Raw genomic sequence first — 25,038 nt, 5'->3', positions numbered from 1 at the left:
GAGGGCTTAAAGAATGTCTGAACAAAACAAAGCGAAAGCATTACCAGATCGCAACGAGATTGAAGAAGCAAGTACGTGGCGATTAGAAGATATTTTCCAAACGGATGCAGAATGGGAAAAAGAATTCCAAGCTATTAAAGAGCTATTACCGAAGTTAACTGAATTTAAAGGGAAACTTGGTGACTCTGCGGACAATTTACTTGAGGCATTGCAATATGAAGATGAAATATCAATGCGATTAGGTAAGTTATATACATATGCTCATATGCGTTACGATCAAGATACAACAAACTCTGTATATCAAGCATTAAATGATCGTGCAACAAATTTATATTCACAAGTATCTAGTAGCACAGCGTATATTGTGCCTGAAATTTTATCGATTTCAGAAGATACATTGCAAACATTCTTGAAGGAAAATAGAGATTTAAGTGTATATGAACATGCATTAGAAGAAATTACACGTCAACGCCCGCACGTATTATCAGAAGCTGAGGAAGCTTTATTAGCGGAAGCATCTGAAGTAATGAGTTCATCAAGCAATACATTTGGTATGTTGAATAACGCGGATTTAAAATTCCCATCTATTAAAGGGGAAGACGGAGAAGAAATAGAAATTACACATGGCCGTTACATTCAGTTCTTAGAAAGTGATGATCCTCGTGTTCGCAAAGATGCATTTAAAGCTGTATATGAAACGTACGGAAAATTTAAAAACACATTCGCAAGTACGTTAAGCGGAGCAGTAAAACGTAATAATTTCAATGCGCGTGTTCGTAAATATGATTCTGCTCGCCAAGCTGCACTGAGCAATAATAATATTCCGGAAGCAGTATACGATCAACTCGTTGAAACAGTAAATGACAACTTACATTTATTACACCGTTACATCGATATTCGTAAGCGTGCACTAGGACTTGATGAGCTTCATATGTATGATTTATATACACCACTTGTACCAGAAGTGAAAATGAATGTGAAATACGAAGAAGCGCAAGACCTTTTATTAAAATCTTTAAACGTACTTGGTGATGAATATGTTGATATTTTGAAAGAGGCATATGAAAATCGCTGGGTAGATGTGTATGAGAATAAAGGAAAACGAAGCGGGGCATATTCATCTGGTGCATATGGAACAAATCCGTATATTTTAATGAACTGGCATGATAATGTAAATAATTTATTTACACTTGCTCATGAGTTTGGTCATTCGGTGCATAGTTACTATACAAGAAAAACACAACCGCACGTATATGGTGATTATTCCATCTTCGTAGCAGAAGTGGCATCTACTTGTAATGAAGCACTTCTAAATGATTATTTATTAAAAACGACAGAAGATAAGAAAGAGCGTCTATATTTATTAAATCATTATTTAGAAGGGTTCCGTGGTACTGTATTCCGTCAAACGATGTTTGCAGAGTTTGAACATATTATTCATAAGAAAGTACAAGAAGGACATGCTGTTACGCCAGACATGTTAACGGAAATTTACTATGATTTAAATAAGAAATATTTCGGTGACGCTTTAGTAATCGACGAAGAGATTGGTTTAGAATGGTCTCGTATCCCACACTTCTACTACAACTATTACGTATATCAATACGCAACAGGATTTAGTGCTGCGACAGCTCTATCTAAACAGATTTTAGAAGAAGGACAACCAGCAGTAGAACGTTATATTAATGAGTTCTTAAAAGCAGGAAGCTCTGATTATCCAATTGAAGTGCTGAAAAAAGCAGGAGTAGATATGGCATCTCCTGAACCAGTAAAAGAGGCGCTACAAGTATTTGAAGAGAAATTAAATGAATTAGAAGCATTATTATTTGAAGAAAAGTAATGAAAAAAGACGAGGGATTGTATCCTCGTCTTTTTGTTGAATAGATTCAATGTCGATATTTGTCGGAGAGAAAGGTGAATTTCTTTGTTTTTCTAACTGAAAGGATAGTTTTACGACTGATTTTTAAAATTAAAACCCTTTGAATCGTTTTTTATAATTGAAATAAGAGAGAGTGATAACGATGATTCCGAATAAAAGAGGTAAGGCAATAATTTTAGGAAAAGCTTGTAGTAGAGAGAGGATGTACAAGAAAAAAGAAACGATGACAGCTAGAAAGAGAAGAGCAATATAAGATTTTTTCATAAATAAACCCCCTAAATGACCTTTTTTATAGCTTATTCAAAAATGAAAACGTTTAGAATGTGACAAAAGTGTGAAATTCGACAAAAGGGGTTGTCATCTGACGTCGAATCTTGTAATATAATAAGCGTGAACGAATTCACATACAAACATATACCCCTTTGTTTGAACGTGAAAATTTCTCTCATCCCCTTTAATATTTTTATAAGCCGTAAAGAAAAAGACCTGGTGTTTACACCAGGTCTTTTTCTTTTGCTATCCATTTCCAATAACGTTCGCATTTTACTTCTATCATTTGTACTTTTCGTTTCAGTTGTAATTTTTTTAGTTCGCGTTCAATTTCTTGTTGCGGACAATCATAAATAAATGCTACTTCTTTTGAAGATATAAATTGTGTTGCTTCTAGTAACACTTCTAAAGGTGGTAATGGTTCTGGCTCAATTTCACATTTTACAAGTTCTTTCAATAATTGTACGTATACATCGTAGGAATAATTTCCAGCGATTTTAATACCTTCTTCATCTGAGTTCGCATGAAAAAAGACGAGGGAAGGTATTTCTGTAATATGCATTTCATTTGTGAATTTCAAGTCACATTGGAAAGCTTTTTTTGCACTAGCAGAATGTAGATCTTTTTTAAATTCTTCTACATCAATATTGCTATCTTTCGCACATGCAAGTAATAGTTCGCAGTCAGGGTTTGATACATTTTCAAGGAAAATGTATTCTTGGAGTTTTCGCAAAAACTTCGAACCTGCTTTTCGGCCTTGCAACTCCGCTGCCTTAATTGCCATCGAAACTAAATATGGTGTTGACGATGCTTCTTGCATATGTACCTTTCCATCACATGAAAAACCTTGTAAACTGGTTGTCTTTTCCCACACAAATCGAATATTAGCAGGTTTATTCCATTTGTGTGAGGAAGCGTTCGTTCCATCCACTTTTCCTGTTACGATATGACGAATAGAGAAGTATTTCCCGTATTCAAGCCATAGTTTAATAATAAAAGGCTCAATTTCCCAGCAATCTTTACAAAGTGGATCAATAAATAAATATGCTTCTACAGACTTATGCTCGCATGCGGAAGGAGATGGCATATTTATATGCTTTGCTTCCTGCTTATCCATTACACTTCACCTGTTTCGTTTGGAGTATTAACCATATGCTGAGCGGTTAATGCTAAACGTTCAAAAACAAACTCTCTTATATGACCATGAACTCCAGTATCATCCATTGCTTGCTCCATACATGATAGCCAAGCCTCTGCTCGTTTTGGAGTAATCTCAAACGGAAGGTGGCGTGCCCTTAACATAGGATGACCATGTTCTTCAGTGTACAAATTAGGACCACCTAAATATTGTGTTAAAAATTGCTTCTGCTTCCTAGCGGTTTCTGTTAAATCTTCCGGGAAGATGGGAGATAAGTCAGGGTGTTTACTGACATAGGAATAAAATGTATCTACTAATATTGCAATGCATTGTTCACCGCCAATTGCTTCAAATGGTGTCATCGGTTGCTTGCTCATCCTTTATAAACTCCTTTTTCCATGAAATGTATATCTATTGTAGCAATGGAATGTTCGAGAGGGCAAATAAACAGCTTTCTCAAAGATTCTTTGCTTATTCTACGGGTGTAAACTTTTTTAGTGAGATGTATCCACTAGTGAAACATATTCACTAGTGGAATTTTCACTTTAGCGTGCTTTGTTTTGTTTGGCAAGGAAAAAGCGTTTTACTTTGTTATTTGTATGGCGAACAGGTATGTTATGTTGCGTTAATAAATGAATAAATGCAGCTTTTCCTGTTTCTTCATCTTGCACTTCAAATTCAATTTCATAATCATCGTGATTGTAATAGAAACTATGATCAAAGACAAGCGTTCCGCCTTTAAATAATGTTTCTGCTCTTTCTGTTGTTAAACTACCCATATATGTTAAAGCAGAAACAGGAATTTGTAATTTGTGTAATTGATCTACTACTGCTCCTTGAATGATTGTGTTTGTTTCCATCATCATTTTTGCTTCGTCTTCTGTTACGACTTGATGCGTTTCTAATAAACCGATTTCTGCAGGTTGTTTCAACGTTAACGTATAAGTTTCTCCTTTATGACGAATACGAAGTGCAGAGCCAGCTTCTTTTAACGAGAAGTCAGGTGTTTCAAAGTAGTGATTCACTTGTTTTGTAAATGCTTCAATAGAAAACGATTTACATAATGTATCGAATTCTTCTTTTGTAACGATATTTTTGAATTCAATTTCAATTTCTTGTGTCATTGTATAATCTCCTTTTGAAAAATAATTCTTTACACATTATCGCTTTTTCATAAATTTGGTTCAATGTTTTATTTGTTTGCGTCCATGTTATGATACAATAATACTGTTAAGTAAGACAGGAAGTTGAGATGGAGGAGTTAGAGCATGCAAAATAAAATCCAAGTTAAGAGCGTAGAAAAGAGAGAGAATGCTCTTATTTTTTGTGCGGAAAATAGTGAAATAGAGGTAAAGGAGTTAAGTGCGCGTAATCACGTACTTGTAGACTCAGACAATTTATCATTTTTATATATCTTAGAAAATGAATCATCTTTCATTTATGTAAGTATTCCGCACACATGCTGGGAAGCAATGCATGAAGCGATGAATAACGATGTGGTTATGTTCGTTCGCGTGAATGACATTGAAATGGAATTAGAAGGATTAAAAGAAGAAGTAGAATATTTAGTTGAAAATATTGAAGGTAATGCAAATTACGGAGAAGAATTAGTAACTGCTGTAGAAAAAGTATTTCTATAAGCAAATGGATTGATTTTGGTGGTGGTTGAAATGAATCGAAATTGGGAAGAATTTTTAGCACCTTACCACCAAGCGGTGGCAGAGCTAAAAGTGAAACTAAAAGGAATGCGTACTCAATTTGCAATGTTAACAGAGCATTCTCCAATTGAGTTTGTAACAGGAAGGGTAAAGTCGGTTGCAAGTATTATTGATAAAGCGGAGAAGAGAAATGTACCGCTAGACCGATTGAGAGAAGATATGCAGGATATTGCTGGGCTTAGAATGATGTGTCAATTTGTTGATGAGATTAAGCCTGTTGTAGAATATCTTCGAAAACGAAATGACTTTGAAATCGTGGAAGAACGTGATTATGTCACGCAAAAGAAAGATAGCGGTTATCGTTCTTATCATGTTGTCATTAGTTATCCTGTTCAAACGATTCAAGGTGAACAAAAAGTATTGGTAGAAATCCAAATACGCACGCTAGCAATGAACTTTTGGGCAACAATTGAGCATTCTTTAAATTATAAATATAGTGGACGTTTTCCTGAAGATATTAAAATACGATTGCAACGTGCAGCTGAAGCGGCGTTTTTATTAGATGAAGAAATGTCTTCTATTCGTCTTGAAATTCAAGAAGCGCAAAAGGCTTTTTCAAGAAAGCAAGAAACGAAAGATTCCGAATCATAAACTAAAGGGTGTTGGGCGATGAAATTTACAATTATGTCAAAGGGAGATCAATCATCAGATACACTGGCAAGCACGATGAAAGAGTACTTGCTAGATTTTGGATTTATAATGGATGAAAAGGAACCCGATATTGTAATTTCTGTTGGGGGAGATGGAACGCTTTTATATGCGTTTCATCGTTATTATAATCGATTGGATGAAACAGCATTTGTTGGTGTACATACAGGACATCTAGGTTTCTATGCAGATTGGTTACCGACAGAAGTAGAGAAATTAGTAATTGCGATTGCGAAAACACCATTCCAAGTGGTGGAATATCCGCTTTTAGAAGTTATTATTCGCTATGTGAATGGAAGTAAAGAGTCACAGTATTTAGCGATGAATGAAGCGACTGTAAAAAGTGCAGAAGGTACATTAGTAACAGAAGTAGAAATACGCGGAGAATATTTTGAAACATTCCGCGGAGATGGCCTTTGTATCTCTACTCCTTCAGGAAGTACCGCGTATAATAAAGCGCTTGGCGGAGCAATTATTCACCCATCTATTGAAGCGATTCAAATTGCAGAAATGGCGTCCATTAACAATCGTGTATTTCGTACTGTAGGATCGCCACTCGTATTGCCGAAGCATCATACATGTGTGTTAAAGCCAGCTGCAGGAATGAACTTACAAATTACAGTGGATCATTTAACGATGGTTCATCAAGATGTGAAATCAATCCAGTATCGCGTCGCAAACGAGAAAGTACGATTTGTTCGTTTCCGCCCATTCCCGTTCTGGAAACGAGTTCGTGACTCGTTTGTTGCAGATAAATAGAAAGGGTTATATATTTGAACAGATTTACATTGAAATGGGATATAGGGCCGGCTGAAGAGGGAACTTTAGTTAGGGAATTTTTGAAAACGAAAGGTATTTCTAAAGCCGCTTTAACGGATATAAAGTTTCATGGCGGAGCAATTGAAGTAAATGGTCAACATGCGAGTGTTCGTCATCAGTTGCGTGCTGGTGAAGAATTACGTGTCTTTTTTCCAGTGGAGGAAAGAAGTGAAGGGATGATGGCAGAAGATATTCCTTTATGCATTATATATGAAGATGACGCGGTTCTTATCATTAATAAAGAGGCGAATATGTCAACGATTCCGTCTAGAGAACATCCGGCAGGAAGTGTTGCCAATGCGCTGTTATCTCATTATGATAAGCAGCATCTTGCAAGTACAGTGCACATCGTAACACGTTTAGATCGTGATACTTCGGGGCTTATGCTCATTGCAAAAAATCGTTTCGTGCATCATCTTTTATCGAAGCAGCATCAACAAAAAGCTGTGAAACGAACGTATGAAGCAATTGTTCACGGAAAGATTGTAGAACGAGAAGGAATGATTGATGCACCAATTGGTCGAAAATCTGATAGCATTATTGAGCGAACGGTTTGTGAGGATGGACAAAGGGCAGTTACTCATTTTAAAGTAATTGATAGTACATATCATAAGACACATGTAGCGCTTGAGCTTGAGACAGGAAGAACGCATCAAATTCGTGTGCATATGGCTCATGTAGGACATCCATTACTTGGTGATAGCTTATATGGAGGGAGAAGGGATGAAATGAAACGGCAAGCACTTCATAGTAAATCTTTGACGTTTTATCATCCTATTTTAGAGAAAGAGATGTCTTTCACTATAAAGCTTCCAAGCGATATGCAAGAAGTGTTGCGGCATACTTAAAAAGGGAACAAAATTCTTATATTATAAAGAATTTTGTTCCCTTTTTTCTTAGCGGAATAATATTAAAATTTGGTTTTCACCCGTACGCTTTATAACGAAAAATCCACTTTCGGCTTTTGTAGCAATGCCATTGTCATTTGGAAGACAAAATCCATGTGCTTCGCAAGTGCCGTCATCACGTACTAACATTTGTCCAATTAATCCGACAGGAAGCCACTCGGCGCGATCTTTTCTTGCTACATATTTGCGAGTTGGATCCCATTCTGTATTTAAAAGAGGTTGTATTTCTTCGGTTTCCGTCCATACATATTGGCGTTTTCCAAAGTTATCTGTTTTATAACGTTTTTCCCAACTTAAAGCCCCGCTATTTCCTATAAGGGCAGGGGTTGCACTAGATATTCCTAAAATGAACGAGTCGTGTGAAGTAGCTATCCGAATTTTTTCTTCGCTACTAAATGTAACGAAATAACCGACATCAATAGGTTTATGATCTTCGGTTTCAAACATTTGCGCAAAATCCGTTCCACTTGCATTGTAAGACGCACCCTCAATGTACATTTCTCCATTATGGGCAAGCCATTTAGCCCCGATATTATGGTCGGTGTCGCTTACACCATTTGCAATAAACCAAGAATAAGCTTCTTCTGCAGTGCCGAAGCGCCCCATAATATGGCTACCTGCAAAATGAGCTGTTGATGTATGATGACCTTCCGCATGAGAAGAGGATCCGTTAGCGATAGTTGCGGTTCCTTCTGCGTGTGCTGCTTCGCCTAAAGCAATCGTCTGTTTACCCTCTGCATGAGAATAAGCTCCGCCTGCTGTCGTTTCACTTCCCTCACTATGGGAACTATGTCCGGTTGCTTTTGAGTTTGATCCTTCTGCATGAGAGAAAGAACCTTTTGCGTGTGTTAATAAGCCTTCCGCATGTGCTGCCATGCCCTCCGCATGAGAGTGAAGCCCTTCCGCATATGCATATCGGCCGCCCCTTTTAACTTTTGTATTTTCAGGTGTAGGTGTCTCAATTATGAGTGGTTTTTCAGTTTGTATATCATTCGATGAAGCCAATGCCTCTTTTATTTTTTTTACTTTGTTTATAATAGCAGCTGGAATTTCTGGTTCCACTTTTTTATTTATTGCTACAGAAATATTTTCTTCCGTCTTTTCTTCTGTTTGATTAGAATGTATTACCTGTTCATCTTGATTTGAGAGCTGTTTATTTTTTTGTTGCATCTTTATTTTTCTGCGATCGATTATGCGGCTCATCACAGCATTTTCTAAAGAGACATATGTTGGTTTTACTTTGCTTTTTTTTGATGACTCTTGTTCTTCCAGTTCTTCTATCGCTGCAGCCCGAATACTACACCAGTTGTTAATTCCGTACATGGGCAGATATAAAGGGGGAAATTTTCTTTTTTGTTTAGAAGATTTTTTCTTCATTCTGTCACCTCCTGCGACATTATATGTAGTGTAATTAAAAAAAGATGCACTTTATTGCATCTTTTTTTAATTACTTTACCTAGTTTTATATGAGATCTGCCTAAATAATACGGTAATCTTTCGCTAAGTAAGGTAGTTATGAAATTGGACGGAATTTCTCAGCGACAAAAGGTAAAGAAGAAGGAACAGAGATAGTCTCCATTTCAGGATAACGTAATCCGGTTAATTTGCCACCAAATACAGCACCAGTATCAATATTGACTGTCTGATTGACGAATCGAGGTTCTGCTACTGGTGTATGTCCATATATAATCCAAGCTTGCCCCTTGTACTCTTGCGCCCAATCGCGACGGACAGGTGAGCCATCGGCATGCTTCTCTCCTGTAATATCGCCATATAATACAAAGGTTTGTACTTTTTTATCTCGTCTTCCTATGTAATCTTGCCGAATCCCAGCGTGACATACGATTACTCTTTTTTCATCTAGTATGTGGTAGAGCGGTGATTGTTCATAAAGAGTGATAAACTTTTCTTTTATAACGTTTTGCTTATGAGAAGGAAGTGCCTCATATTCAGCAACAGTTGTTTCAAGTCCGTGAGCGACTGTTACATTACGCCCAAGGAAAAATCGATATAGTTTATTACAGTGATTTCCAGGAGCGTAATAAGCTTCTTTTTTATGTATGACAAGTTCCCATACAATTTCAATCATACGTAATGAATGAGGACCACGGTCTGTAATATCGCCAACGAATGCAAGTTTACGTTGGTCAGGGTGAACCGGTAGACCGCTACTCCAGTTATATCCTAGCTTCTCTGTTAAATTTTGAAACTCTTGGAAGCATCCATGAATATCTCCTATAATGTCATATTTCATATTTAAACCTCCATCGTATTTTTCATTAGTATATCTAAAAAAGGATAGAGATAAAAATATAGCGTTTTTGTGTTGTTCATTTAAACATAAAGATTTTCGTTCTTGAGCGAACATTTAAAATGAATCCAATCGCAATCATGTATGTAAGCAGTGAACTTCCTCCGTAACTCATAAGAGGTAATGTTATCCCTGTAATGGGAAGTAATCCGATTGTCATCCCGATATTTTGGAATACTTGGAAAGTAAACATTCCGATTGTACCAGCGCAAATGTAACTACCGAAAGGGTCATTACTTTCTAAAGCAATATGAATCATTCGAAAAATGAGTAAGAAAAAAAGAGAAATAATGACACTTGCGCCTAGAAATCCAAATTGTTCAGCGACATTAGTGAAAATAAAATCTGTATGTGGTTCTGGAAAATATACTTGTCCATTTTCCCACCCTTTTCCTTGCATTTCTCCGGATCCAGTCGCTAAGAATGCTTGTCTTAATTGATAGCCTTGTGCATCATATTTGTAAGGTGCTAACCATCCGTAGAAGCGATTTAATTGATATTCTTTTAAAATGTGTGCTTTAAAGAAATCTGTGTGAGTAAAAAAAATATATATTAATGTAGATCCAGCAACGAAAGTACCTGAAACTAATCCAAAAATAAAACGCCATCGGATGCCAGAAACTAGTATCATTGCTGCAAGCATCGCTGAAATGACCATTGTGTTTCCTAAATCTGGTTCTTTTGCAATAAGTAGTAGTGGTGGCAAGCTTGTCGCAAATATTTTTCCAAGTAGTAAAAAATCGTCATGTATCGTTTGGGAAAAATATTTCTCATTATGATTTGCTATAATTCTTCCAATGACGATAATTAAAAACAATTTCATAATTTCAGAAGGCTGAAAATTTCCAATGCCTGGGAGCCTGTACCAAGCGGTAGCGCCTTTAATTGTAACGGCACCTGGTACTTGAAGTTCTAGTCCAATAAGTAGTACCATTGCAAAGCTATACAAATACCAAGCAATTTTTTGATAACGATCGAAGTCGATAATCATAATAACACCAATGGCTATAAATCCAATGAAATACCATTGGATTTGCTTTAGTACAAAATTGACGTTTTGTAAAAATGGCGGTAAAGAGGCTTGCGCACTTGCAATAGCACAACAACTAACAATCCCAATGGCAAATAAAATAAATAGTAATACGTAGTCTATTTGATATTGAGAATTTGGATCTTTCAATGTAGGTATTCCTTTCTACTGCTCTTTATAGTAATGGATTTTATCCCGCATTAATGGGCAGTAAGACCCCCACCTCAAAATTCAGCGAAAGCGAAGAAGTTAGGTGGGGGATCAACTGCCCGTAAAAGCCCGATTGGTGAGAGCTGATTAAAGTTTCACTTTATAGTATGAGAAAGAATGTATGAACTATACGAATGATTCACATATAGTCCATACACTTTTAATTTTGCAGAGTAGTTTAATTGTTTAGCTCTTTAATAATTATATCCAAACAATAGGAGAGACGTACATGTGCGTCAGGAAAAATATCTAGTTGATGAAGATAGTATTTTAAGGAACTTTTACACCATTGGTAAGCACTAAGTAGAGCTGCTCTATAGTCCGTAGTATTTTGTAAAAAGCCATATTCTTTTGCTGTTATAACAAGGTGTGTGAAATCTTCACAACCTTGAAGGAGCTTATTGTGTATTTGTTGTCCAGCATGGTAGCGAAATTGACTTAAAGGCTCAGAAATGTATATTGCATTTCCTTTAGAAAGTAAAGAAATCCATGAGGCCATATCAACACTACAAGAATATTGTCGCTCTTTAAGGGTGCCAAAAGGTTCAGTGAGCAATTCCTTTCGGAACAAAGTAGTTGTAGGCTCACCGATAATGTTGTGTCCGCCCTTTAACATCCAATTACCTAAAAATATCCCGTTTAATGGGGTGTCTTCACTATATAACCTTTGTGTTGGATGGGAATCACCTATTAGATTTCCATGATCATCAATGCGTACTCGATAAGAAGTAACAAGAGCAAGATTTTTATTGGGATCTTGCTCAAAATAGGTCATCATTTTTTGTATTTTATGCTTATAAAACACGTCATCGTCCATTAAAAAATTTATATACTCACCATTTGATTTTTCTATGAGCATAAGGTCATTGTGAAATTGTCCTAGAGTAGGGGTATTTCGAATGTATGTTATATTTTTATAATTTGGTAAGTATTGTTCGCGTATTAAAGTTGCTGTTTCATCATTTGTGCTGTCATCTCCAATGATGATTTCAATATTAGAATAAGTTTGTGCCAATGCACTTTCTAGAGCAATTTTGAAATAATGAGGCCGATTATAAGTAGGAATAAGGATGGAAACGAGAGGTAGATTTTTTTCATTCATCATACATAACTTCCTTTCAGAAGCTTTTTTTTGTAAGAACAATATCTTGGTAACTTGTATATTCATGTCTGCCGCACCATAAACCGTAATGCGGCTTATTGATTATTTCTAGGCCGTACTTATTCAATAGATTGCAAATATCTGTCTCAGGATAAGCAACTGCGAAATTCGGAATATCTTTATTTACAACGTAGCAATTTTCGATTCGATGATAAAAACCTAATGTACTTTGTCCTGCATTTAAATAATAGGACGATTCAGGATTTATAAGAAAGAATGTAATGAAACATCTCCCGTCTTTTTTTAATACACGTACAATTTCAGATACGTAATGTTCTAATTCTTTTGGAAGAAGATGCGTAAATACAGAAGTTAAAAAGATAAAATCGAATGTCCCGTCTTCATAGGGAAAACGATATTGAGAGGCATCTTCTTTTCCTTCTGGATTATAGAATTGATTGTATATGTCAACATGTTCAAAGTGAAAATTATTACGCATAGTTGAAATGTTATTTTGACACCAAGCAATTCCATCTTTAAACAAATCAAATCCATAATACGCTCCATCATCATTTAAGTAATTCAATAATGGTACAGCCATTCGGCCGACGCCGCAGCCTACATCTAATACTTTTTCATTTGGTTTTAAAGCGCCAATTTGAATAAAATACTTTAGGAACTCTTTTCCAACTTTTTTGAAGTCGCCACCTACATATTGGACGAGTTCAGGAGGGGGGAGTAAAGTCATTTCTTTGTTAAATTCGCTCATGAGTATACCCCTTTCTTATGTGAGAATATGCAGTAACTCTATTAATAAAATTTTCAATTTGTAGTGAGAGAACACAGGAAAACAATTGTTATATGTAGGGAGATTCCGAAAAAGAATACTTAATTGGATCAGAAGTAAGAGAAGAATGAGTGAAAATGGAATCTCCTATAGGTTAAATCTTTTTTATTCTTTTCTCCAATAAACGCCAAATACATCAATTTTAGTAATAGGGGCTTTTAAATTTCGTTGGTTTCTAAAGTCTGTCACAGCCTCAGCGCATGGCGGTAGCCCGTAGTCATCGATAATTATATAGCCACCTTTAGAAACTTTATCATATAAGTTCACGAGACCATCCATTGTGGATTCGTACATATCACCATCAAGCCGTGCAATTGCAATTTTTTCGATTGGTGCTGTTGGTAAAGTATCTTTAAACCAGCCTTTTAAAAATTTCACTTGATCATTTAGTAAATCATATTTTTTGAAATTCTCTTGTACTTGTTCTAAAGAGACGCGTAAGTAATCGAATGTGTGTAAATAATCACCGTAATCTTTTGGATATTGTTCTAGATTCGGTGCTGGCAAACCTTCAAATGAATCTGCAACCCACACATTACGATTCGTAATGTTGTTTGCTTGTAAAAAACCATTCATAAAAATGCATGAACCTCCGCGCCATACACCTGTTTCAATAAAATCACCTTCTATATTTTCACGAACAACGGTTTCCATCGCCTCTTGTAATTGGTTCATACGTTCTCGACCAATCATACTATGTGCTGCTCTTGGCCAATCCATTCCATCATGGCGTTCACTTTTTGAAACATTTGGTTTTACAATTTTTAAGTTATGGTTTTCAGCATATTGCTTAATGAATAAAGGGAGGGGGACTGTAACTGGCTCGAATTCTAGTTCTTTCGAAATATGTAGAGATGCGGGTAAGTATGCCTCATATTCTAACCATATTTCAAATAAAATGGTCTTCTTTAGCAATTCGAGATAAAGCTGAACAGCAGATTTACTTTCCATATTTGTGCCTCCTGCAAAATGTCATACAACAATATGATTATGTAGATAGCGAATGTTTCATGATTGAATTTAAAATTGAAAAAGCAGTAAAACTGATAACAGTTCTACTGCTAAGTAAAAATTAAGCAACTTTTTCAATAATAATAGATGCATTTGTACCAAGAGCTAATGATAGCCCAAGTCCTGTAACGATTACTTCAACTAATGATGGAGTTGTCGTAATTTGCGTAATTGCTTGAACAACGATAGGTGCTCCAACTGAGATTAAAGTAGCCCCAGTACCTGGTACAGATACCCCATTTACTTGGATTGTAAGCCCCCCTAATACACTTATTGCCGCAGTATATACGATAACAGTGATTTTATAGAATCCAGTTTCAGCAATAACGAAAGTATCAGCATCTAATTGAGAAATTGCTGTACCAAACTGAGATCCAACAGTATTAAATGGTACTGGAGCATTAAGTCCAAGATCTAAAGAAATTCCAGCGGAGTTAAATGCATACAATCCTGCTGGAAGTCCTAGTCCGGATGGTCCAGTCGGTCCAGTCGGTCCAGTCGGTCCAGTAGCCCCAGTCGGCCCCGTAGGTCCAGTAGCTCCAGTGTCACCAGTCGGCCCCGTAGGTCCAGTAGCCCCAGTGTCACCAGTCGGCCCCGTAGGTCCAGTAGTCCCAGTGTCACCAGTCGGCCCAGTCGGTCCAGTCGGTCCAGTTGGCCCAGTCGGTCCAGTTGGCCCGGTAGGTACAGTCGGCCCAGTCGGTCCAGTCGGCCCGGTCGGCCCAGTCGGAAGGGTAAACGGTGGTATCGGTGGTAATGTAGGTCCTACAAGATTAGGGTCAAATGCACTAGCTGATAAAGATTCATCGGGATTTAATCCATTTGAATAATTATTATTTGACATAAATTCACCTCCATAAAGCGTTCATTATATAGTAGATGCAAAACCGAAAGAAAATGACACGGACATTTGAATTATTGAAAAGAAATCTTAAACTACTTGAACAATTTAAAAAAATGGAAAGTTTAGTATATGTATAACATATGATTGATTTGGAAGAGGGTGATTATGTTGAACAAGCAAGGAATTACAATTAGTTTATGTATGATTGTTCGAGATGAGGAGGAGACAATAGCCCGTTGTTTAGACACAGTTGAAAAAATTGTGGATGAAATTATAGTGGTTGATACAGGCTCCGTCGATCGAACGAAAGAAATCGTAGAGAAATACACTTCTAACATATATGATTTCCAGTGGATTGATGATTTTGCAGCAGCAAGAAATTTTTCTTTTTCAAAAGCGACGCAAGAGTATATATTGTGGCTAGATGCAGATGACGTATTATTAGAAGATGCTCAAGAAGCATTGAAACTTTTAAAAAGAGAATTAGATCCTAAAATTGATGCTGTTTCGATGCCTTATCATCTTGCGATGGATTCTAACGGGAAACCTTTATATTGTACAAAAAGAAATCGACTTGTAAAGCGTGAAAAACAATTCCAATGGTTTGGAAAGGTTCATGAGTATTTAGCTATTTCTGGTGAGGTTTTTAGTAGTAATGTTGCTATTACACATAAAAAAGAAAAAAAAGTAACAAATCGTAATTTGAAAATTTTTCAAAATACTGTAGCGGCAGGTGAAGAATTAAGTCCGAGAGATTTATTTTATTACGCAAATGAATCTACGGATAACCAAAAATATGATGATGCAGTTCTTCTATATGAAACATTTCTTAATCAAGACGAAGGATGGTATGAAGAGAAAATTTATGCATGTGGTAAGTTAGGAGATTGCTATGCAAAGCTCGGAATGTGGGAGAAGGCAATCGAATCTTGTGTGAAGTCGTTTCGGTATGGCGTCCCTAGAGGAGAGAATTGTACAAGAATAGGATATATATATATGGAACAAGAAAAATATAATGAAGCGATATTTTGGTTTAAACTTGCAACGGAAGTACCAATGGCAACGGAGAGTCCTTTCCATAGTCCAGCTAGCTACACATGGCTACCCTATTTACAAATGTGTATTTGTTATAGCAGGTTAGGGGAGCAGGATAAAGCGTATTATTACAATGAATTAGCAGCTTCTTATGTTCCGAATAATGCTGCAATTGAATATAACCGTAAATATTTTCGGGGAGTTTTTGATAAACCATATAAAGTGTAATAGGTTTCGTTTTTTAGAAATGATGTATCGTTATTCTAACTCTAATAGATTGGTTATATATTAGAGTATCAGTAACGTAACCAATATAAATAAAAGGTTTTATACTACTATTTGTGGGCTAATAATCAGTGGGGGATGAACAAAATCTGCACTTTATAGAATTCATATGAGATTTATATTTCTAATTCAATTTGCATAAGGAGTGTGTGAAATGAGTCGCGAAAAAAGTTCTTTATATGAAGAAAAATCCGAGCATTATTATAATGCAGCGAATCCGAATTTATTAAAGCATATAAAAAAGGAATGGAAAGAAGTTCTTGATATTGGTTGCTCGAGCGGTGCATTGGGAGCAGCTATTAAAGAAAACGGTACACGTGTATCAGGAATTGAGGCATTTCCAGAGGCGGCAGAAAAAGCGAAGGAAAGACTAGATCATGTTATTTTAGGGGATATAGAAAAAATAGATCTTCCTTATGAGGAGGGGCAATTTGATTGCGTCATATTTGGGGATGTATTAGAGCATTTATTTAATCCATGGGCTGTAATAGAAAAAGTAAAGCCATATATAAAGCAAAATGGTGTGATTTTAGCAAGTATACCAAACGTTGCTCATATTTCAGTATTAGCTCCCTTGCTTGCTGGAAATTGGACGTATACAGAATATGGTTTATTAGATAAAACACATATTCGTTTCTTTACATTCAATGAAATGCTAAGAATGTTTTTAAAAGCAGGATATTCAATTAGTAAAGTAGATCGTGTATATGTTGATCATAAAATGTATGAGCCGCTTATTGAGGAGTTATATGGAATTTGTAAAAAATATCGTCTTGGAAGTGGCTTCATGGCTGAGACAGTTGTATTTCAGTATATTATTGAAGCTGAAAAATCACAATTATGAGTGCTGCAGACAAAACAATATTATTTGTTACATGTATAAATGATCGGAAATTGTATGCAAACTGCGTGCGACATATATTGCAATTGTTAGTACCGCCAGGATATATTGTCCAATTTATGCCGCTTCGAAATGCGAAAAGTATGACGAGTGGATACAATCAAGCCATTTCGCATCCAGCAAAGTATAAAGTGTATATACATCAAGATGTTTTTATTATAAATAGAGCCTTTTTATACGGATTACTTCAATTATTTGAGGAACATGAACATCTTGGTATGATTGGGATGGTTGGAGCGCAATATGTTCCTCCAACTGGTGTATGGAACGAAGGGCGTGGAATTGTAGGAAAGGTCATTGGTTATATGAATGATTTGTTTTATATGGCAAGTTTAGAACAACCGTATCATGAATCAAAAACATTTATTCCTGTAGAATGTATTGATGGTTTATTAATGGCGACACAATATGATGTTCCGTGGCGAGAAGACTTATTTGACGGATTTGATTTTTATGATGTATCTCAATCGTTTGAATTTAAAAAAGCAGGATATACAGTTGGTGTACCTGTACAGCGCGATGCTTGGTGTATCCATTATCATTTTGATGTGAATATGACGAACTATGAAAAGTATCGAAAAATATTTGTGGAACACTATATGTCAGATATAAATAAGGAAGAATAAAAGGGGGGACAAAAATGAAAGATCATACAATATTAGTCGTTGTTTGTGTAAATAATGAGGAGCTTTTCAAACAATGTGAGAGCCAAATAAGAAACATTTTTGTTCCCCCTGGTTATGTCGTACAAATTTTTCCGATACGAGATGCACAAAGTATGGCGAGTGCATACAACCGAGCCCTTTCATATCCAGCGAAATACAAAGTGTATATACATCAAGATACATATCTTATTAATCGAGACATGTTTTCTACACTTATATCTCTTTTTAAAGAAAATGAAAAGCTTGGTTTAATAGGAGTCGCTGGAGCTCAGTTTTTACCGAATAACGGGATATGGTGGGAAGGAAAAAATTTAGTAGGGAAAGTGATTGAGTATAGAAGACGGAATTATCAATTATTAAATTTAGATCAGGTTTTTTATGGTAATCAACCATTTTTGTCAGTTCAGGCAATTGATGGTTTATTCATGGCAACGCAGTATGATATTCCGTGGCGAGAAGATTTGTTTCAAGGGTTTCACTTTTATGATGTGTCACAGTCTTTAGAGTTTCAAAGGGCTGGTTATTTAATCGGTATCCCAAATCAAGCAAATTTATGGTGTATTCATTACAACGGGGATGAGTTTGATGCGGATACATATGAGAAGTACCGGAAAGTGTTTGTAGAACATTACAAAGATATATTATCTCCATCATAAAGGAGAGATGCAAAGTGAAAGGAATTATTTTAGCAGGTGGTACTGGATCGAGATTATATCCAATAACGAAAGTAACGAATAAACATTTACTTCCTGTTGGTCGGTATCCAATGATTTATCATGCGGTATATAAGCTAAAACAATGCGATATTACAGATATTATGATTATTACAGGTAAAGAGCATATGGGGGATGTTGTTAGCTTTTTAGGGAGTGGTCATGAATTTGGAGTGTCCTTTACGTATCGTGTGCAAGATAAAGCGGGCGGGATCGCACAGGCGTTAGGGCTTTGTGAAGATTTCGTCGGGAATGATCGTATGGTAGTTATATTAGGTGATAATATTTTTTCAGATGATATTCTTCCGTATGTTGAAGAGTTTGCAAATCAAAAAGAAGGTGCGAAAGTGCTATTGCAATCTGTAGAAGATCCCGAAAGATTTGGCGTAGCACATATTCAAAACCGAAAAATAGTTGAAATTGAAGAAAAGCCGAAAGAGCCGAAAAGTTCTTATGCGGTTACGGGAATTTATTTGTATGATTCGAAAGTCTTTTCTTATATTAAAGAATTAAAACCTTCTGCACGGGGAGAACTTGAAATTACAGATATAAATAATTGGTATTTAAAACGAGGGGTACTTACTTATAATGAAATGAACGGCTGGTGGACTGATGCGGGAACTCATGCTTCGCTTCAAAAGGCGAATACGTTAGCGCGTGATATTAATTTTGGGAAACAGTTTAACGGAGAATAGGTGAGAATATGAAAGTTGTAGAAACAAATTTTACCGATGCAAAATTGTTAGAACCGAGGTTGTTTGGAGACGAGCGTGGCTTTTTTTCAGAGAGTTATAATAAGCAGGTGCTAGAAACATTAGGGATAACGTATTCATTTGTACAGGATAACGTATCTTATTCGGCTAAGGCAGGAACGATTCGGGGACTACACTTTCAAAAAAAACCGAAAGCACAAACGAAACTCATTCAAGTTATGCAAGGGGCAATTTATGATGTTATCGTCGATTTACGAAAAAAATCACCAACATTTAAACAATGGAAAGGATATATTTTAAGTGGAGATAACCATCGGCAATTACTAGTGCCAAAAGGGTTTGCGCATGGATTTTGCACGCTTGTTCCGCATACTATCGTTATGTATAAAGTAGATGAATATTATAGCGCAGAGCATGACTCAGGATTACTTTGGGAAGATAAAGATTTAGCAATTCCTTGGCCAGTAACCGATCCTATATTGTCCGATAAGGATCAGATATTACCATTATTAGAGGAATATGAAGATAGTTTTTAAGTAGGAGCGTTGTTTATGAATATATTAGTAACAGGTGGGGCTGGATTTATTGGAAGTAATTTCGTTCATTACATGCTACAAAGTTATGAAACATATAAAATTATTAATTACGATGCATTAACATATAGCGGGAATTTAAATAACGTAAAATCTCTTCAGGATCACCCGAATTACTTTTTTGTAAAGGGAGAAATTCAAAATGGAGAGCTATTAGAACACGTTATAAAAGAGCGGGACGTACAAGTGATTGTAAATTTTGCAGCTGAATCACATGTGGACCGTAGTATTGAAAATCCGATTCCTTTTTATGATACAAATGTAATTGGGACGGTCACTTTATTAGAACTAGTTAAAAAATATTCGCATATAAAACTTGTGCAAGTATCAACGGATGAAGTGTATGGCTCTTTAGGAAAAACAGGGAAGTTCACAGAGAAAACGCCGTTAGCTCCAAATAGTCCATATTCTTCAAGTAAGGCGAGCGCGGACATGATAGCTCTATCTTACTATAAAACATATCAATTACCGGTTATAGTAACGCGTTGTTCTAACAATTATGGACCGTACCAGTATCCTGAAAAATTAATTCCATTAATGGTTACGAATGCACTAGAAGGAAAAAAACTACCGTTATATGGTGATGGTTTAAATGTAAGAGATTGGTTACATGTAACGGATCATTGCAGTGCGATTGACGTTGTTTTGCATAAGGGACGTGTCGGAGAAGTATATAATATAGGTGGAAATAATGAAAAAACAAATGTAGAAGTTGTGGAACAAATTATTACTCTTTTAGGAAAAACAAAAAAAGACATTGAATATGTTACAGATCGTTTAGGGCACGATCGTCGTTATGCGATTGATGCAGAGAAAATGAAGAATGAATTTGATTGGGAACCGAAATATACGTTTGAACAAGGATTACAAGAGACGGTGAAATGGTATGAAAAGAATAAGGAATGGTGGAAACCACTAAAAGACCAGTAAGGGGCATGTTAAATGAAAGAGAGGGTTATCATAACAGGAGCAAACGGTCAATTAGGAAAGCAACTATTTGAAGAGTTAGACTCTGAAGAATATGATATATATCCATTTGATAAAAAGTTATTAGATGTGACAAATATATCCCGAATACAACAAGTGGTACAAGAAATAAAACCACATATAATTATTCATTGTGCTGCCTATACGAAAGTAGATCATGCGGAGAAAGAACAGGATCTTGCATATAGAATAAATGCAATCGGAGCTCGAAATGTAGCGGTTGCTTCACAATTAGTAGGGGCGAAGCTAGTTTATATTAGTACTGATTATGTATTTCAAGGCGCCAGACCAGATGGATACGAAGAATTTCATAGTCCAGCACCGATAAATATATATGGGGCCTCTAAGTATGCGGGGGAGCAGTTCGTCAAAGAGTTACATAATAAATATTTTATCGTTCGCACATCGTGGCTATATGGTAAATATGGGAATAATTTTGTGAAAACGATGATGCGATTAGGAAAAGAAAGAGATGAAATATCTGTTGTAGCGGATCAAGTTGGCTCTCCTACGTATGTGGCGGATTTGAATATGGTTATTAATAAGCTCATTCATACTTCTTTATACGGTACATACCACGTATCAAACAGAGGCTCATGCTCTTGGTTTGAATTTGCACAAAAGATATTTTCGTACGCCAATATGAAAGTGCATGTATTACCTGTTTCAACGGAAGAATTCGGGGCTGCGGCTGCGAGGCCCAAATATTCTATTTTTCAACATAACATGCTAAGATTAAATGGTTTTTCACAAATGCCGTCTTGGGAAGAAGGATTAGAGCGGTTTTTTATAGAAACCAAAAGTCATTAACAAATTTCTGTTAATGACTTTTTTGTTTGCCTTTAAGCGGTTTTATGGTACTATAATTATAGTATCAGGTACTAATAACAAGTATAAGTATTTCTGGGAGGATATATCATGGAACTATTACAAGGGAAAACATTTGTTGTTATGGGCGTTGCGAACCAAAGAAGTATTGCATGGGGAATAGCTCGCTCTTTGCATAATGCAGGTGCAAAATTAATATTCACATATGCAGGAGAACGTTTAGAAAGAAACGTTCGTGAATTAGCGGACACATTAGAAGGACAAGAATCACTTGTATTACCTTGTGATGTAACGAATGATGAGGAACTTACAGCTTGCTTTGAAACAATTAAACAAGAAGTAGGTACTATTCACGGTGTAGCACATTGTATTGCTTTTGCAAATCGCGATGACTTAAAAGGTGAATTTGTAGATACTTCTCGCGATGGATTTTTACTTGCACAAAATATTAGTGCATTCTCTTTAACAGCTGTAGCAAGAGAAGCAAAAAAAGTAATGACAGAAGGCGGAAATATTTTAACGTTAACATACCTTGGCGGCGAGCGCGTTGTGAAAAATTATAACGTTATGGGTGTTGCGAAAGCTTCATTAGAAGCGAGCGTGAAATATTTAGCGAACGATTTAGGTCAACACGGTATTCGTGTTAACGCTATTTCTGCAGGACCAATTCGTACGTTATCTGCAAAAGGTGTAGGCGATTTCAACTCAATCTTAAGAGAAATTGAGGAGCGCGCACCACTTCGTCGCACAACAACGCAAGAAGAAGTTGGCGATACAGCAGTATTCCTATTCAGTGATTTAGCTCGAGGTGTAACAGGAGAAAACATTCACGTTGATTCAGGGTATCATATCCTAGGATAAATATAATATTAAATTTTAAAGGACAATCTCTAAATGATGAGATTGTCCTTTTTATTTGTTCTGAGAAAGAACGATTTTTAACGAAAGTTCTTATCAGGTGATGAATATAACTATAATAGTACACGATTTATTTAGCTACGTATGGAAGTGGGAGGGACGAGTGTGAAGAATAAAAATAAAAGTTCAACAGTTGGAAAACCGTTGTTATATATCACGCAAGTAAGTTTAGAACTTGCTGCACCGAAAATAAAAAGGATTATCCTGACAAACTTTGAAAATGAAGATCAAAAAGAGAAAAGTAATAGACAAGAAAATATTGTAAGTAGTGCTGTGGAAGAGGTAATAGAACAAGAACAACAAGAAGAGCAGCAAGTGGAAGAAAAAATAGAAGAAAAAGAAGAACACGCAGAACAAGAAGAGCAAGAAGAGCAAGAACCAGAACCAGAACCAGTAAGAACTGTCCCGTATAATAAATCATTTAAGGATATGAATAATGATGAAAAAATTCATTTTTTACTAAACCGCCCTCATTACATTCCGAAAGTAAGGTGCAGAATAAAAACAGCTACAGTCTCATATGTTGGATCGATCATATCGTATCGAAATGGCATTGTATCTATTATGCCGCAAAATAGTATGAGGGATATTAGGCTGTCTATAGATGATATCCAATCGATTAGTATGGCCGGTTTTTAAATATGTAAAGGTGGTAGAAAGCTTCTACCACCCCAATAGTTTTTTAGTTTACTTTACGATAGAAACGTCGCGTAAGCATTGAATCGCACAGAAACAGCTTAAATCAACAGTAATGCAAGTAGTTGTAGATATTAATCTTGCATTTGGTACAGCTAAAAACGTACAAATTGGATCGTCACCAGGTGGTACCGGAGAACTGTCACCTAAAACTACAGTTAATACACGTAGTACAGCACAGCTATCGTCATCTACACTTTCCACACGGAAAATTGGAGAACGGCAGCTAGTAAGGCTTGATGATGGTGCAAATGCTTCAAAAGGTTCTCCAGTTTTTGTGTATAAAATAAAAGGGCGTGTATTAGCTACTGATGCAGTATTGTGTGCACCTAAGAATGGGATTTCACAACCAGATCCACATGTTGTTGTAGAACAATCTTGTAATTCATTGATGAATTTTACAACGTCAACTACACAATGAGAAGAGCCATGGTGTTTATTTTCGTTACAACTCATTAATGTCACTCCTTATCTTCTTGTTTGTATTTACATTAATAAGATATTGGAGTCGAGGAGATTTGGTCACAATCTCAAGACCTTTTTTTTTAAATAGGCGAAAGAGGATAAGGGAAGGTGGAATCATGCTGTTTACAAGCTGGCTTTTATTTTTTATTTTTGCGTTAGCTGCTTTTAGGCTCACTCGTTTAATTGTTTATGATAAAATTACAGCCTTTTTGCGAAGACCATTTATTGATGAATTAGAGATTACGGAGCCGGATGGAAGTGTATCAACGTTTACAAAAGTGAAAGGTAAAGGATTAAGAAAGTGGATTGGCGAATTGTTAAGCTGTTATTGGTGTACAGGTGTATGGGTTAGTGCTTTTTTATTAGTCTTATATAATTGGATTCCTATCGTTGCAGAACCGTTACTTGCATTATTAGCCATTGCAGGAGCAGCAGCAATCATTGAAACGATTACAGGATATTTTATGGGAGAATAATATATTTTCATAATAAGAGAAAAAGCGGAGTTTAAAAGAATGAGGGAACGGAAATAAAGAGTTGTTCATATAGTAAATAGACAGAATTGACAGTAGAGGAGATGTTTGCTGTGAGCAATAATCCAAGGCAAAATTCATATGACCTGCAGCAGTGGTATCATATACAGCAACAACACCAAGCACAACAACAGGCATATCAAGAACAATTACAACAACAAGGATTTGTGAAGAAAAAGGGATGCAATTGTGGGAAAAAGAAGAACACAATAAAACAATATGAAGAATGAAACACTCATGCTACTGTGAGTGTTTTTTATTATATATAAAAAGCGGTATTTCTGTATTAGAAATACCGCTTTTTACTAGCTAATTTGTGCAACTGTTAATGCTGCAGCACGAATGTCTACAGTTCCAATTAACTGAACTGGCACAATTTGAATTAAGTCACCAGGATTTAAGTTAATAAGAATAACACCGCTGGATACGTCTACTTCACCAGTACCAATAACGTTAGAACGAACTGCTGTACCTGATCCAGGAATAATATTAGCTGGTGTATTTAATGATAAGAAGAAACGACCAGCTTCTGGTGCAACAGGTGAGTTATCAAGACTAATTGTTAATGTATAACTGATTTGATAAATACCAGCTCGTAGAATTCGAATGCCATCTCCGACACTTACTGTATCATTTATTACAGGAACAGTAATATTTGGGTTTGGACTTACGCTAGGTAATAATAGTGGTGTAAATAGTGAAGCAAACTGAGGTGCAGACGCGTTGAAAGCAAAACCAAAGGCAGGTAGTGTACTAGCTGGCTTCGCCTCGCAATCGATTTTAGTAAATTCGCAATCAGAAGAGAACATGTTTTTCACTCCTTTATCTGTTTCTACTTTCAGTTAATGAAAAGGACAGGTTCTATGTTCTAGACAAGTTCCCAATTTTAAGAAATTTACATAAGAATACTCTTTAAGCATGGATTGGGTGGCAGAATTATCTGCCACCCAATCCATGCTTAACTCATTATTTAG

Annotated in this window: 30 protein-coding genes; 17 read left to right on the top strand and 13 right to left on the bottom strand. The window is 36.1% G+C overall.

Annotation, left to right across the window (positions count from 1 at the left end):
• Nucleotides 1-13: 13 nt before the first annotated feature.
• Entirely contained in the window at nt 14-1,840 is a 1,827-nt protein-coding gene (pepF, locus tag MR168_RS06230) for an oligoendopeptidase F (protein WP_000003348.1), read from the top strand.
• Nucleotides 1,841-1,969: 129 nt separating this feature from the next.
• Here the strand turns inward: pepF and MR168_RS06225 are convergent, their stop codons facing one another.
• From MR168_RS06225 to MR168_RS06210, 4 genes are all read right to left on the bottom strand, one after another.
• Entirely contained in the window at nt 1,970-2,143 is a 174-nt protein-coding gene (locus tag MR168_RS06225) for a hypothetical protein (RefSeq protein WP_000750355.1), read from the bottom strand.
• Nucleotides 2,144-2,372: 229 nt separating this feature from the next.
• Entirely contained in the window at nt 2,373-3,266 is an 894-nt protein-coding gene (locus MR168_RS06220; RefSeq protein ID WP_000360645.1) for a ClpXP adapter SpxH family protein, read from the bottom strand.
• Nucleotides 3,266-3,664 (bottom strand): globin domain-containing protein, encoded by a 399-nt coding sequence (locus tag MR168_RS06215; RefSeq protein ID WP_000043386.1) that lies wholly within the window; start codon nt 3,662-3,664, stop codon nt 3,266-3,268. The genes MR168_RS06220 and MR168_RS06215 overlap by 1 nt, the downstream gene beginning before the upstream one ends.
• 168 nt (nt 3,665-3,832) lie before the next feature.
• Entirely contained in the window at nt 3,833-4,411 is a 579-nt protein-coding gene (locus MR168_RS06210; protein WP_000191122.1) for a CYTH domain-containing protein, read from the bottom strand.
• A 144-nt stretch (nt 4,412-4,555) separates the two neighbouring features.
• Here MR168_RS06210 and MR168_RS06205 point away from each other — a divergent pair, with 144 nt between their 5' ends.
• From MR168_RS06205 to MR168_RS06190, 4 genes are read left to right on the top strand one after another with little or no spacing between them, the layout of a single operon-like run.
• Nucleotides 4,556-4,927: a UPF0738 family protein gene (locus MR168_RS06205; protein WP_001180003.1), complete on the top strand. Its 372-nt coding sequence runs from the start codon at nt 4,556-4,558 to the stop codon at nt 4,925-4,927.
• Between the two features lie 30 nt (nt 4,928-4,957).
• Nucleotides 4,958-5,596 carry a GTP diphosphokinase gene (gene yjbM, locus MR168_RS06200; protein ID WP_001081482.1) on the top strand — a complete coding sequence of 213 codons (639 nt, stop codon included), beginning with the start codon at nt 4,958-4,960 and terminating at the stop codon, nt 5,594-5,596.
• An 18-nt stretch (nt 5,597-5,614) separates the two neighbouring features.
• Entirely contained in the window at nt 5,615-6,412 is a 798-nt protein-coding gene (locus MR168_RS06195) for an NAD kinase (RefSeq protein ID WP_000673190.1), read from the top strand.
• Between the two features lie 14 nt (nt 6,413-6,426).
• Nucleotides 6,427-7,320: an RluA family pseudouridine synthase gene (locus MR168_RS06190; RefSeq protein ID WP_001079137.1), complete on the top strand. Its 894-nt coding sequence runs from the start codon at nt 6,427-6,429 to the stop codon at nt 7,318-7,320.
• Between the two features lie 48 nt (nt 7,321-7,368).
• Here MR168_RS06190 and MR168_RS06185 read toward each other — a convergent pair whose 3' ends face one another.
• The 7 genes from MR168_RS06185 to MR168_RS06155 form a co-directional block, all read right to left on the bottom strand.
• Nucleotides 7,369-8,757, bottom strand: coding sequence for a peptidase G2 autoproteolytic cleavage domain-containing protein (locus MR168_RS06185; protein ID WP_000730518.1), 1,389 nt, complete (start codon nt 8,755-8,757; stop codon nt 7,369-7,371).
• A 136-nt stretch (nt 8,758-8,893) separates the two neighbouring features.
• A complete protein-coding gene (gene prpE / locus MR168_RS06180) occupies nt 8,894-9,634 on the bottom strand; it encodes a bis(5'-nucleosyl)-tetraphosphatase PrpE (RefSeq protein ID WP_006929078.1) in 741 nt (246 codons plus the stop codon).
• 76 nt (nt 9,635-9,710) lie between these two features.
• Complete coding sequence (locus MR168_RS06175; RefSeq protein WP_000654702.1) at nt 9,711-10,871, bottom strand: FtsW/RodA/SpoVE family cell cycle protein; 1,161 nt, start codon at nt 10,869-10,871, stop codon at nt 9,711-9,713.
• A gap of 238 nt (nt 10,872-11,109) precedes the next feature.
• On the bottom strand, nt 11,110-12,036 hold the full coding sequence (locus MR168_RS06170) for a glycosyltransferase family 2 protein (RefSeq protein WP_006929079.1): 927 nt from the start codon (nt 12,034-12,036) through the stop codon (nt 11,110-11,112).
• A 13-nt stretch (nt 12,037-12,049) separates the two neighbouring features.
• A complete protein-coding gene (locus MR168_RS06165) occupies nt 12,050-12,802 on the bottom strand; it encodes a class I SAM-dependent methyltransferase (RefSeq protein WP_006929080.1) in 753 nt (250 codons plus the stop codon).
• A gap of 183 nt (nt 12,803-12,985) precedes the next feature.
• Nucleotides 12,986-13,831, bottom strand: coding sequence for a TylF/MycF family methyltransferase (locus MR168_RS06160; RefSeq protein ID WP_000444386.1), 846 nt, complete (start codon nt 13,829-13,831; stop codon nt 12,986-12,988).
• Between the two features lie 121 nt (nt 13,832-13,952).
• Nucleotides 13,953-14,732, bottom strand: a complete 780-nt coding sequence (locus tag MR168_RS06155; protein ID WP_174402536.1) for a BclA C-terminal domain-containing protein — start codon at nt 14,730-14,732, stop codon at nt 13,953-13,955.
• Nucleotides 14,733-14,897: 165 nt separating this feature from the next.
• Here MR168_RS06155 and MR168_RS06150 point away from each other — a divergent pair, with 165 nt between their 5' ends.
• The 10 genes from MR168_RS06150 to MR168_RS06105 all read left to right on the top strand — a co-directional run bounded on the left by MR168_RS06150 (nt 14,898) and on the right by MR168_RS06105 (nt 23,009).
• On the top strand, nt 14,898-15,995 hold the full coding sequence (locus MR168_RS06150) for a glycosyltransferase (protein ID WP_000932908.1): 1,098 nt from the start codon (nt 14,898-14,900) through the stop codon (nt 15,993-15,995).
• Between the two features lie 211 nt (nt 15,996-16,206).
• On the top strand, nt 16,207-16,896 hold the full coding sequence (locus tag MR168_RS06145) for a class I SAM-dependent methyltransferase (protein WP_000085805.1): 690 nt from the start codon (nt 16,207-16,209) through the stop codon (nt 16,894-16,896).
• On the top strand, nt 16,893-17,579 hold the full coding sequence (locus MR168_RS06140) for a glycosyltransferase family protein (RefSeq protein ID WP_086411867.1): 687 nt from the start codon (nt 16,893-16,895) through the stop codon (nt 17,577-17,579). Before MR168_RS06145 ends, MR168_RS06140 begins: the two co-directional genes overlap by 4 nt.
• A gap of 14 nt (nt 17,580-17,593) precedes the next feature.
• A complete protein-coding gene (locus MR168_RS06135) occupies nt 17,594-18,274 on the top strand; it encodes a glycosyltransferase family protein (RefSeq protein ID WP_000651527.1) in 681 nt (226 codons plus the stop codon).
• 14 nt (nt 18,275-18,288) lie between these two features.
• Entirely contained in the window at nt 18,289-19,026 is a 738-nt protein-coding gene (locus MR168_RS06130) for a sugar phosphate nucleotidyltransferase (protein ID WP_000676157.1), read from the top strand.
• A gap of 8 nt (nt 19,027-19,034) precedes the next feature.
• Nucleotides 19,035-19,580, top strand: a complete 546-nt coding sequence (rfbC, locus tag MR168_RS06125; protein WP_000869418.1) for a dTDP-4-dehydrorhamnose 3,5-epimerase — start codon at nt 19,035-19,037, stop codon at nt 19,578-19,580.
• 15 nt (nt 19,581-19,595) lie between these two features.
• Nucleotides 19,596-20,567, top strand: a complete 972-nt coding sequence (gene rfbB / locus MR168_RS06120) for a dTDP-glucose 4,6-dehydratase (protein WP_001024166.1) — start codon at nt 19,596-19,598, stop codon at nt 20,565-20,567.
• Between the two features lie 12 nt (nt 20,568-20,579).
• Entirely contained in the window at nt 20,580-21,434 is an 855-nt protein-coding gene (gene rfbD / locus MR168_RS06115; protein ID WP_086411866.1) for a dTDP-4-dehydrorhamnose reductase, read from the top strand.
• A gap of 108 nt (nt 21,435-21,542) precedes the next feature.
• The gene (gene fabI / locus MR168_RS06110; protein WP_000421886.1) at nt 21,543-22,313 is read left to right on the top strand and encodes an enoyl-ACP reductase FabI; all 771 of its coding nucleotides are present in this window, start codon (nt 21,543-21,545) and stop codon (nt 22,311-22,313) included.
• A 141-nt stretch (nt 22,314-22,454) separates the two neighbouring features.
• Nucleotides 22,455-23,009 carry a spore coat CotO family protein gene (locus MR168_RS06105; RefSeq protein ID WP_074619138.1) on the top strand — a complete coding sequence of 185 codons (555 nt, stop codon included), beginning with the start codon at nt 22,455-22,457 and terminating at the stop codon, nt 23,007-23,009.
• A gap of 48 nt (nt 23,010-23,057) precedes the next feature.
• Here the strand turns inward: MR168_RS06105 and exsY are convergent, their stop codons facing one another.
• Nucleotides 23,058-23,522: an exosporium assembly protein ExsY gene (gene exsY, locus MR168_RS06100; protein WP_001277744.1), complete on the bottom strand. Its 465-nt coding sequence runs from the start codon at nt 23,520-23,522 to the stop codon at nt 23,058-23,060.
• Nucleotides 23,523-23,647: 125 nt separating this feature from the next.
• On the opposite strand from exsY, the gene MR168_RS06095 reads away from it, so the two are divergent.
• Both MR168_RS06095 and MR168_RS06090 read left to right on the top strand, forming a co-directional pair.
• Nucleotides 23,648-24,007, top strand: a complete 360-nt coding sequence (locus MR168_RS06095) for a DUF1360 domain-containing protein (protein ID WP_000899662.1) — start codon at nt 23,648-23,650, stop codon at nt 24,005-24,007.
• A 101-nt stretch (nt 24,008-24,108) separates the two neighbouring features.
• Entirely contained in the window at nt 24,109-24,294 is a 186-nt protein-coding gene (locus tag MR168_RS06090; RefSeq protein ID WP_029948404.1) for a hypothetical protein, read from the top strand.
• 75 nt (nt 24,295-24,369) lie between these two features.
• Here the strand turns inward: MR168_RS06090 and exsF are convergent, their stop codons facing one another.
• Nucleotides 24,370-24,873, bottom strand: coding sequence for an exosporium protein ExsF (gene exsF, locus MR168_RS06085; RefSeq protein ID WP_000492939.1), 504 nt, complete (start codon nt 24,871-24,873; stop codon nt 24,370-24,372).
• Between the last annotated feature and the right edge of the window lie 165 nt (nt 24,874-25,038).

Origin of the sequence: Bacillus cereus group sp. BfR-BA-01356 (assembly GCF_022663635.1) — a bacterium.
Classification (GTDB): Bacteria; Bacillota; Bacilli; order Bacillales; family Bacillaceae_G; genus Bacillus_A; species Bacillus_A cereus.
Note: the sequence above shows the minus strand (reverse complement) of the source record. Positions and strands in the feature narration are given on the sequence as shown.

What these genes read in the sequence shown, in the direction of transcription:
- pepF (WP_000003348.1), top strand. Translation starts at nt 14, where the DNA reads ATGTCTGAACAAAACAAAGCGAAAGCATTACCAGATCGCAACGAGATT.
- MR168_RS06225 (WP_000750355.1), bottom strand. Translation starts at nt 2,143, where the DNA reads ATGAAAAAATCTTATATTGCTCTTCTCTTTCTAGCTGTCATCGTTTCT.
- MR168_RS06220 (WP_000360645.1), bottom strand. Translation starts at nt 3,266, where the DNA reads ATGGATAAGCAGGAAGCAAAGCATATAAATATGCCATCTCCTTCCGCA.
- MR168_RS06215 (WP_000043386.1), bottom strand. Translation starts at nt 3,664, where the DNA reads ATGAGCAAGCAACCGATGACACCATTTGAAGCAATTGGCGGTGAACAA.
- MR168_RS06210 (WP_000191122.1), bottom strand. Translation starts at nt 4,411, where the DNA reads ATGACACAAGAAATTGAAATTGAATTCAAAAATATCGTTACAAAAGAA.
- MR168_RS06205 (WP_001180003.1), top strand. Translation starts at nt 4,556, where the DNA reads ATGCAAAATAAAATCCAAGTTAAGAGCGTAGAAAAGAGAGAGAATGCT.
- yjbM (WP_001081482.1), top strand. Translation starts at nt 4,958, where the DNA reads ATGAATCGAAATTGGGAAGAATTTTTAGCACCTTACCACCAAGCGGTG.
- MR168_RS06195 (WP_000673190.1), top strand. Translation starts at nt 5,615, where the DNA reads ATGAAATTTACAATTATGTCAAAGGGAGATCAATCATCAGATACACTG.
- MR168_RS06185 (WP_000730518.1), bottom strand. Translation starts at nt 8,757, where the DNA reads ATGAAGAAAAAATCTTCTAAACAAAAAAGAAAATTTCCCCCTTTATAT.
- prpE (WP_006929078.1), bottom strand. Translation starts at nt 9,634, where the DNA reads ATGAAATATGACATTATAGGAGATATTCATGGATGCTTCCAAGAGTTT.
- MR168_RS06170 (WP_006929079.1), bottom strand. Translation starts at nt 12,036, where the DNA reads ATGATGAATGAAAAAAATCTACCTCTCGTTTCCATCCTTATTCCTACT.
- MR168_RS06165 (WP_006929080.1), bottom strand. Translation starts at nt 12,802, where the DNA reads ATGAGCGAATTTAACAAAGAAATGACTTTACTCCCCCCTCCTGAACTC.
- MR168_RS06160 (WP_000444386.1), bottom strand. Translation starts at nt 13,831, where the DNA reads ATGGAAAGTAAATCTGCTGTTCAGCTTTATCTCGAATTGCTAAAGAAG.
- MR168_RS06155 (WP_174402536.1), bottom strand. Translation starts at nt 14,732, where the DNA reads ATGTCAAATAATAATTATTCAAATGGATTAAATCCCGATGAATCTTTA.
- MR168_RS06150 (WP_000932908.1), top strand. Translation starts at nt 14,898, where the DNA reads ATGTTGAACAAGCAAGGAATTACAATTAGTTTATGTATGATTGTTCGA.
- MR168_RS06145 (WP_000085805.1), top strand. Translation starts at nt 16,207, where the DNA reads ATGAGTCGCGAAAAAAGTTCTTTATATGAAGAAAAATCCGAGCATTAT.
- MR168_RS06140 (WP_086411867.1), top strand. Translation starts at nt 16,893, where the DNA reads ATGAGTGCTGCAGACAAAACAATATTATTTGTTACATGTATAAATGAT.
- MR168_RS06135 (WP_000651527.1), top strand. Translation starts at nt 17,594, where the DNA reads ATGAAAGATCATACAATATTAGTCGTTGTTTGTGTAAATAATGAGGAG.
- rfbC (WP_000869418.1), top strand. Translation starts at nt 19,035, where the DNA reads ATGAAAGTTGTAGAAACAAATTTTACCGATGCAAAATTGTTAGAACCG.
- rfbB (WP_001024166.1), top strand. Translation starts at nt 19,596, where the DNA reads ATGAATATATTAGTAACAGGTGGGGCTGGATTTATTGGAAGTAATTTC.
- rfbD (WP_086411866.1), top strand. Translation starts at nt 20,580, where the DNA reads ATGAAAGAGAGGGTTATCATAACAGGAGCAAACGGTCAATTAGGAAAG.
- fabI (WP_000421886.1), top strand. Translation starts at nt 21,543, where the DNA reads ATGGAACTATTACAAGGGAAAACATTTGTTGTTATGGGCGTTGCGAAC.
- MR168_RS06105 (WP_074619138.1), top strand. Translation starts at nt 22,455, where the DNA reads ATGGAAGTGGGAGGGACGAGTGTGAAGAATAAAAATAAAAGTTCAACA.
- exsY (WP_001277744.1), bottom strand. Translation starts at nt 23,522, where the DNA reads ATGAGTTGTAACGAAAATAAACACCATGGCTCTTCTCATTGTGTAGTT.
- MR168_RS06095 (WP_000899662.1), top strand. Translation starts at nt 23,648, where the DNA reads ATGCTGTTTACAAGCTGGCTTTTATTTTTTATTTTTGCGTTAGCTGCT.
- MR168_RS06090 (WP_029948404.1), top strand. Translation starts at nt 24,109, where the DNA reads ATGTTTGCTGTGAGCAATAATCCAAGGCAAAATTCATATGACCTGCAG.
- exsF (WP_000492939.1), bottom strand. Translation starts at nt 24,873, where the DNA reads ATGTTCTCTTCTGATTGCGAATTTACTAAAATCGATTGCGAGGCGAAG.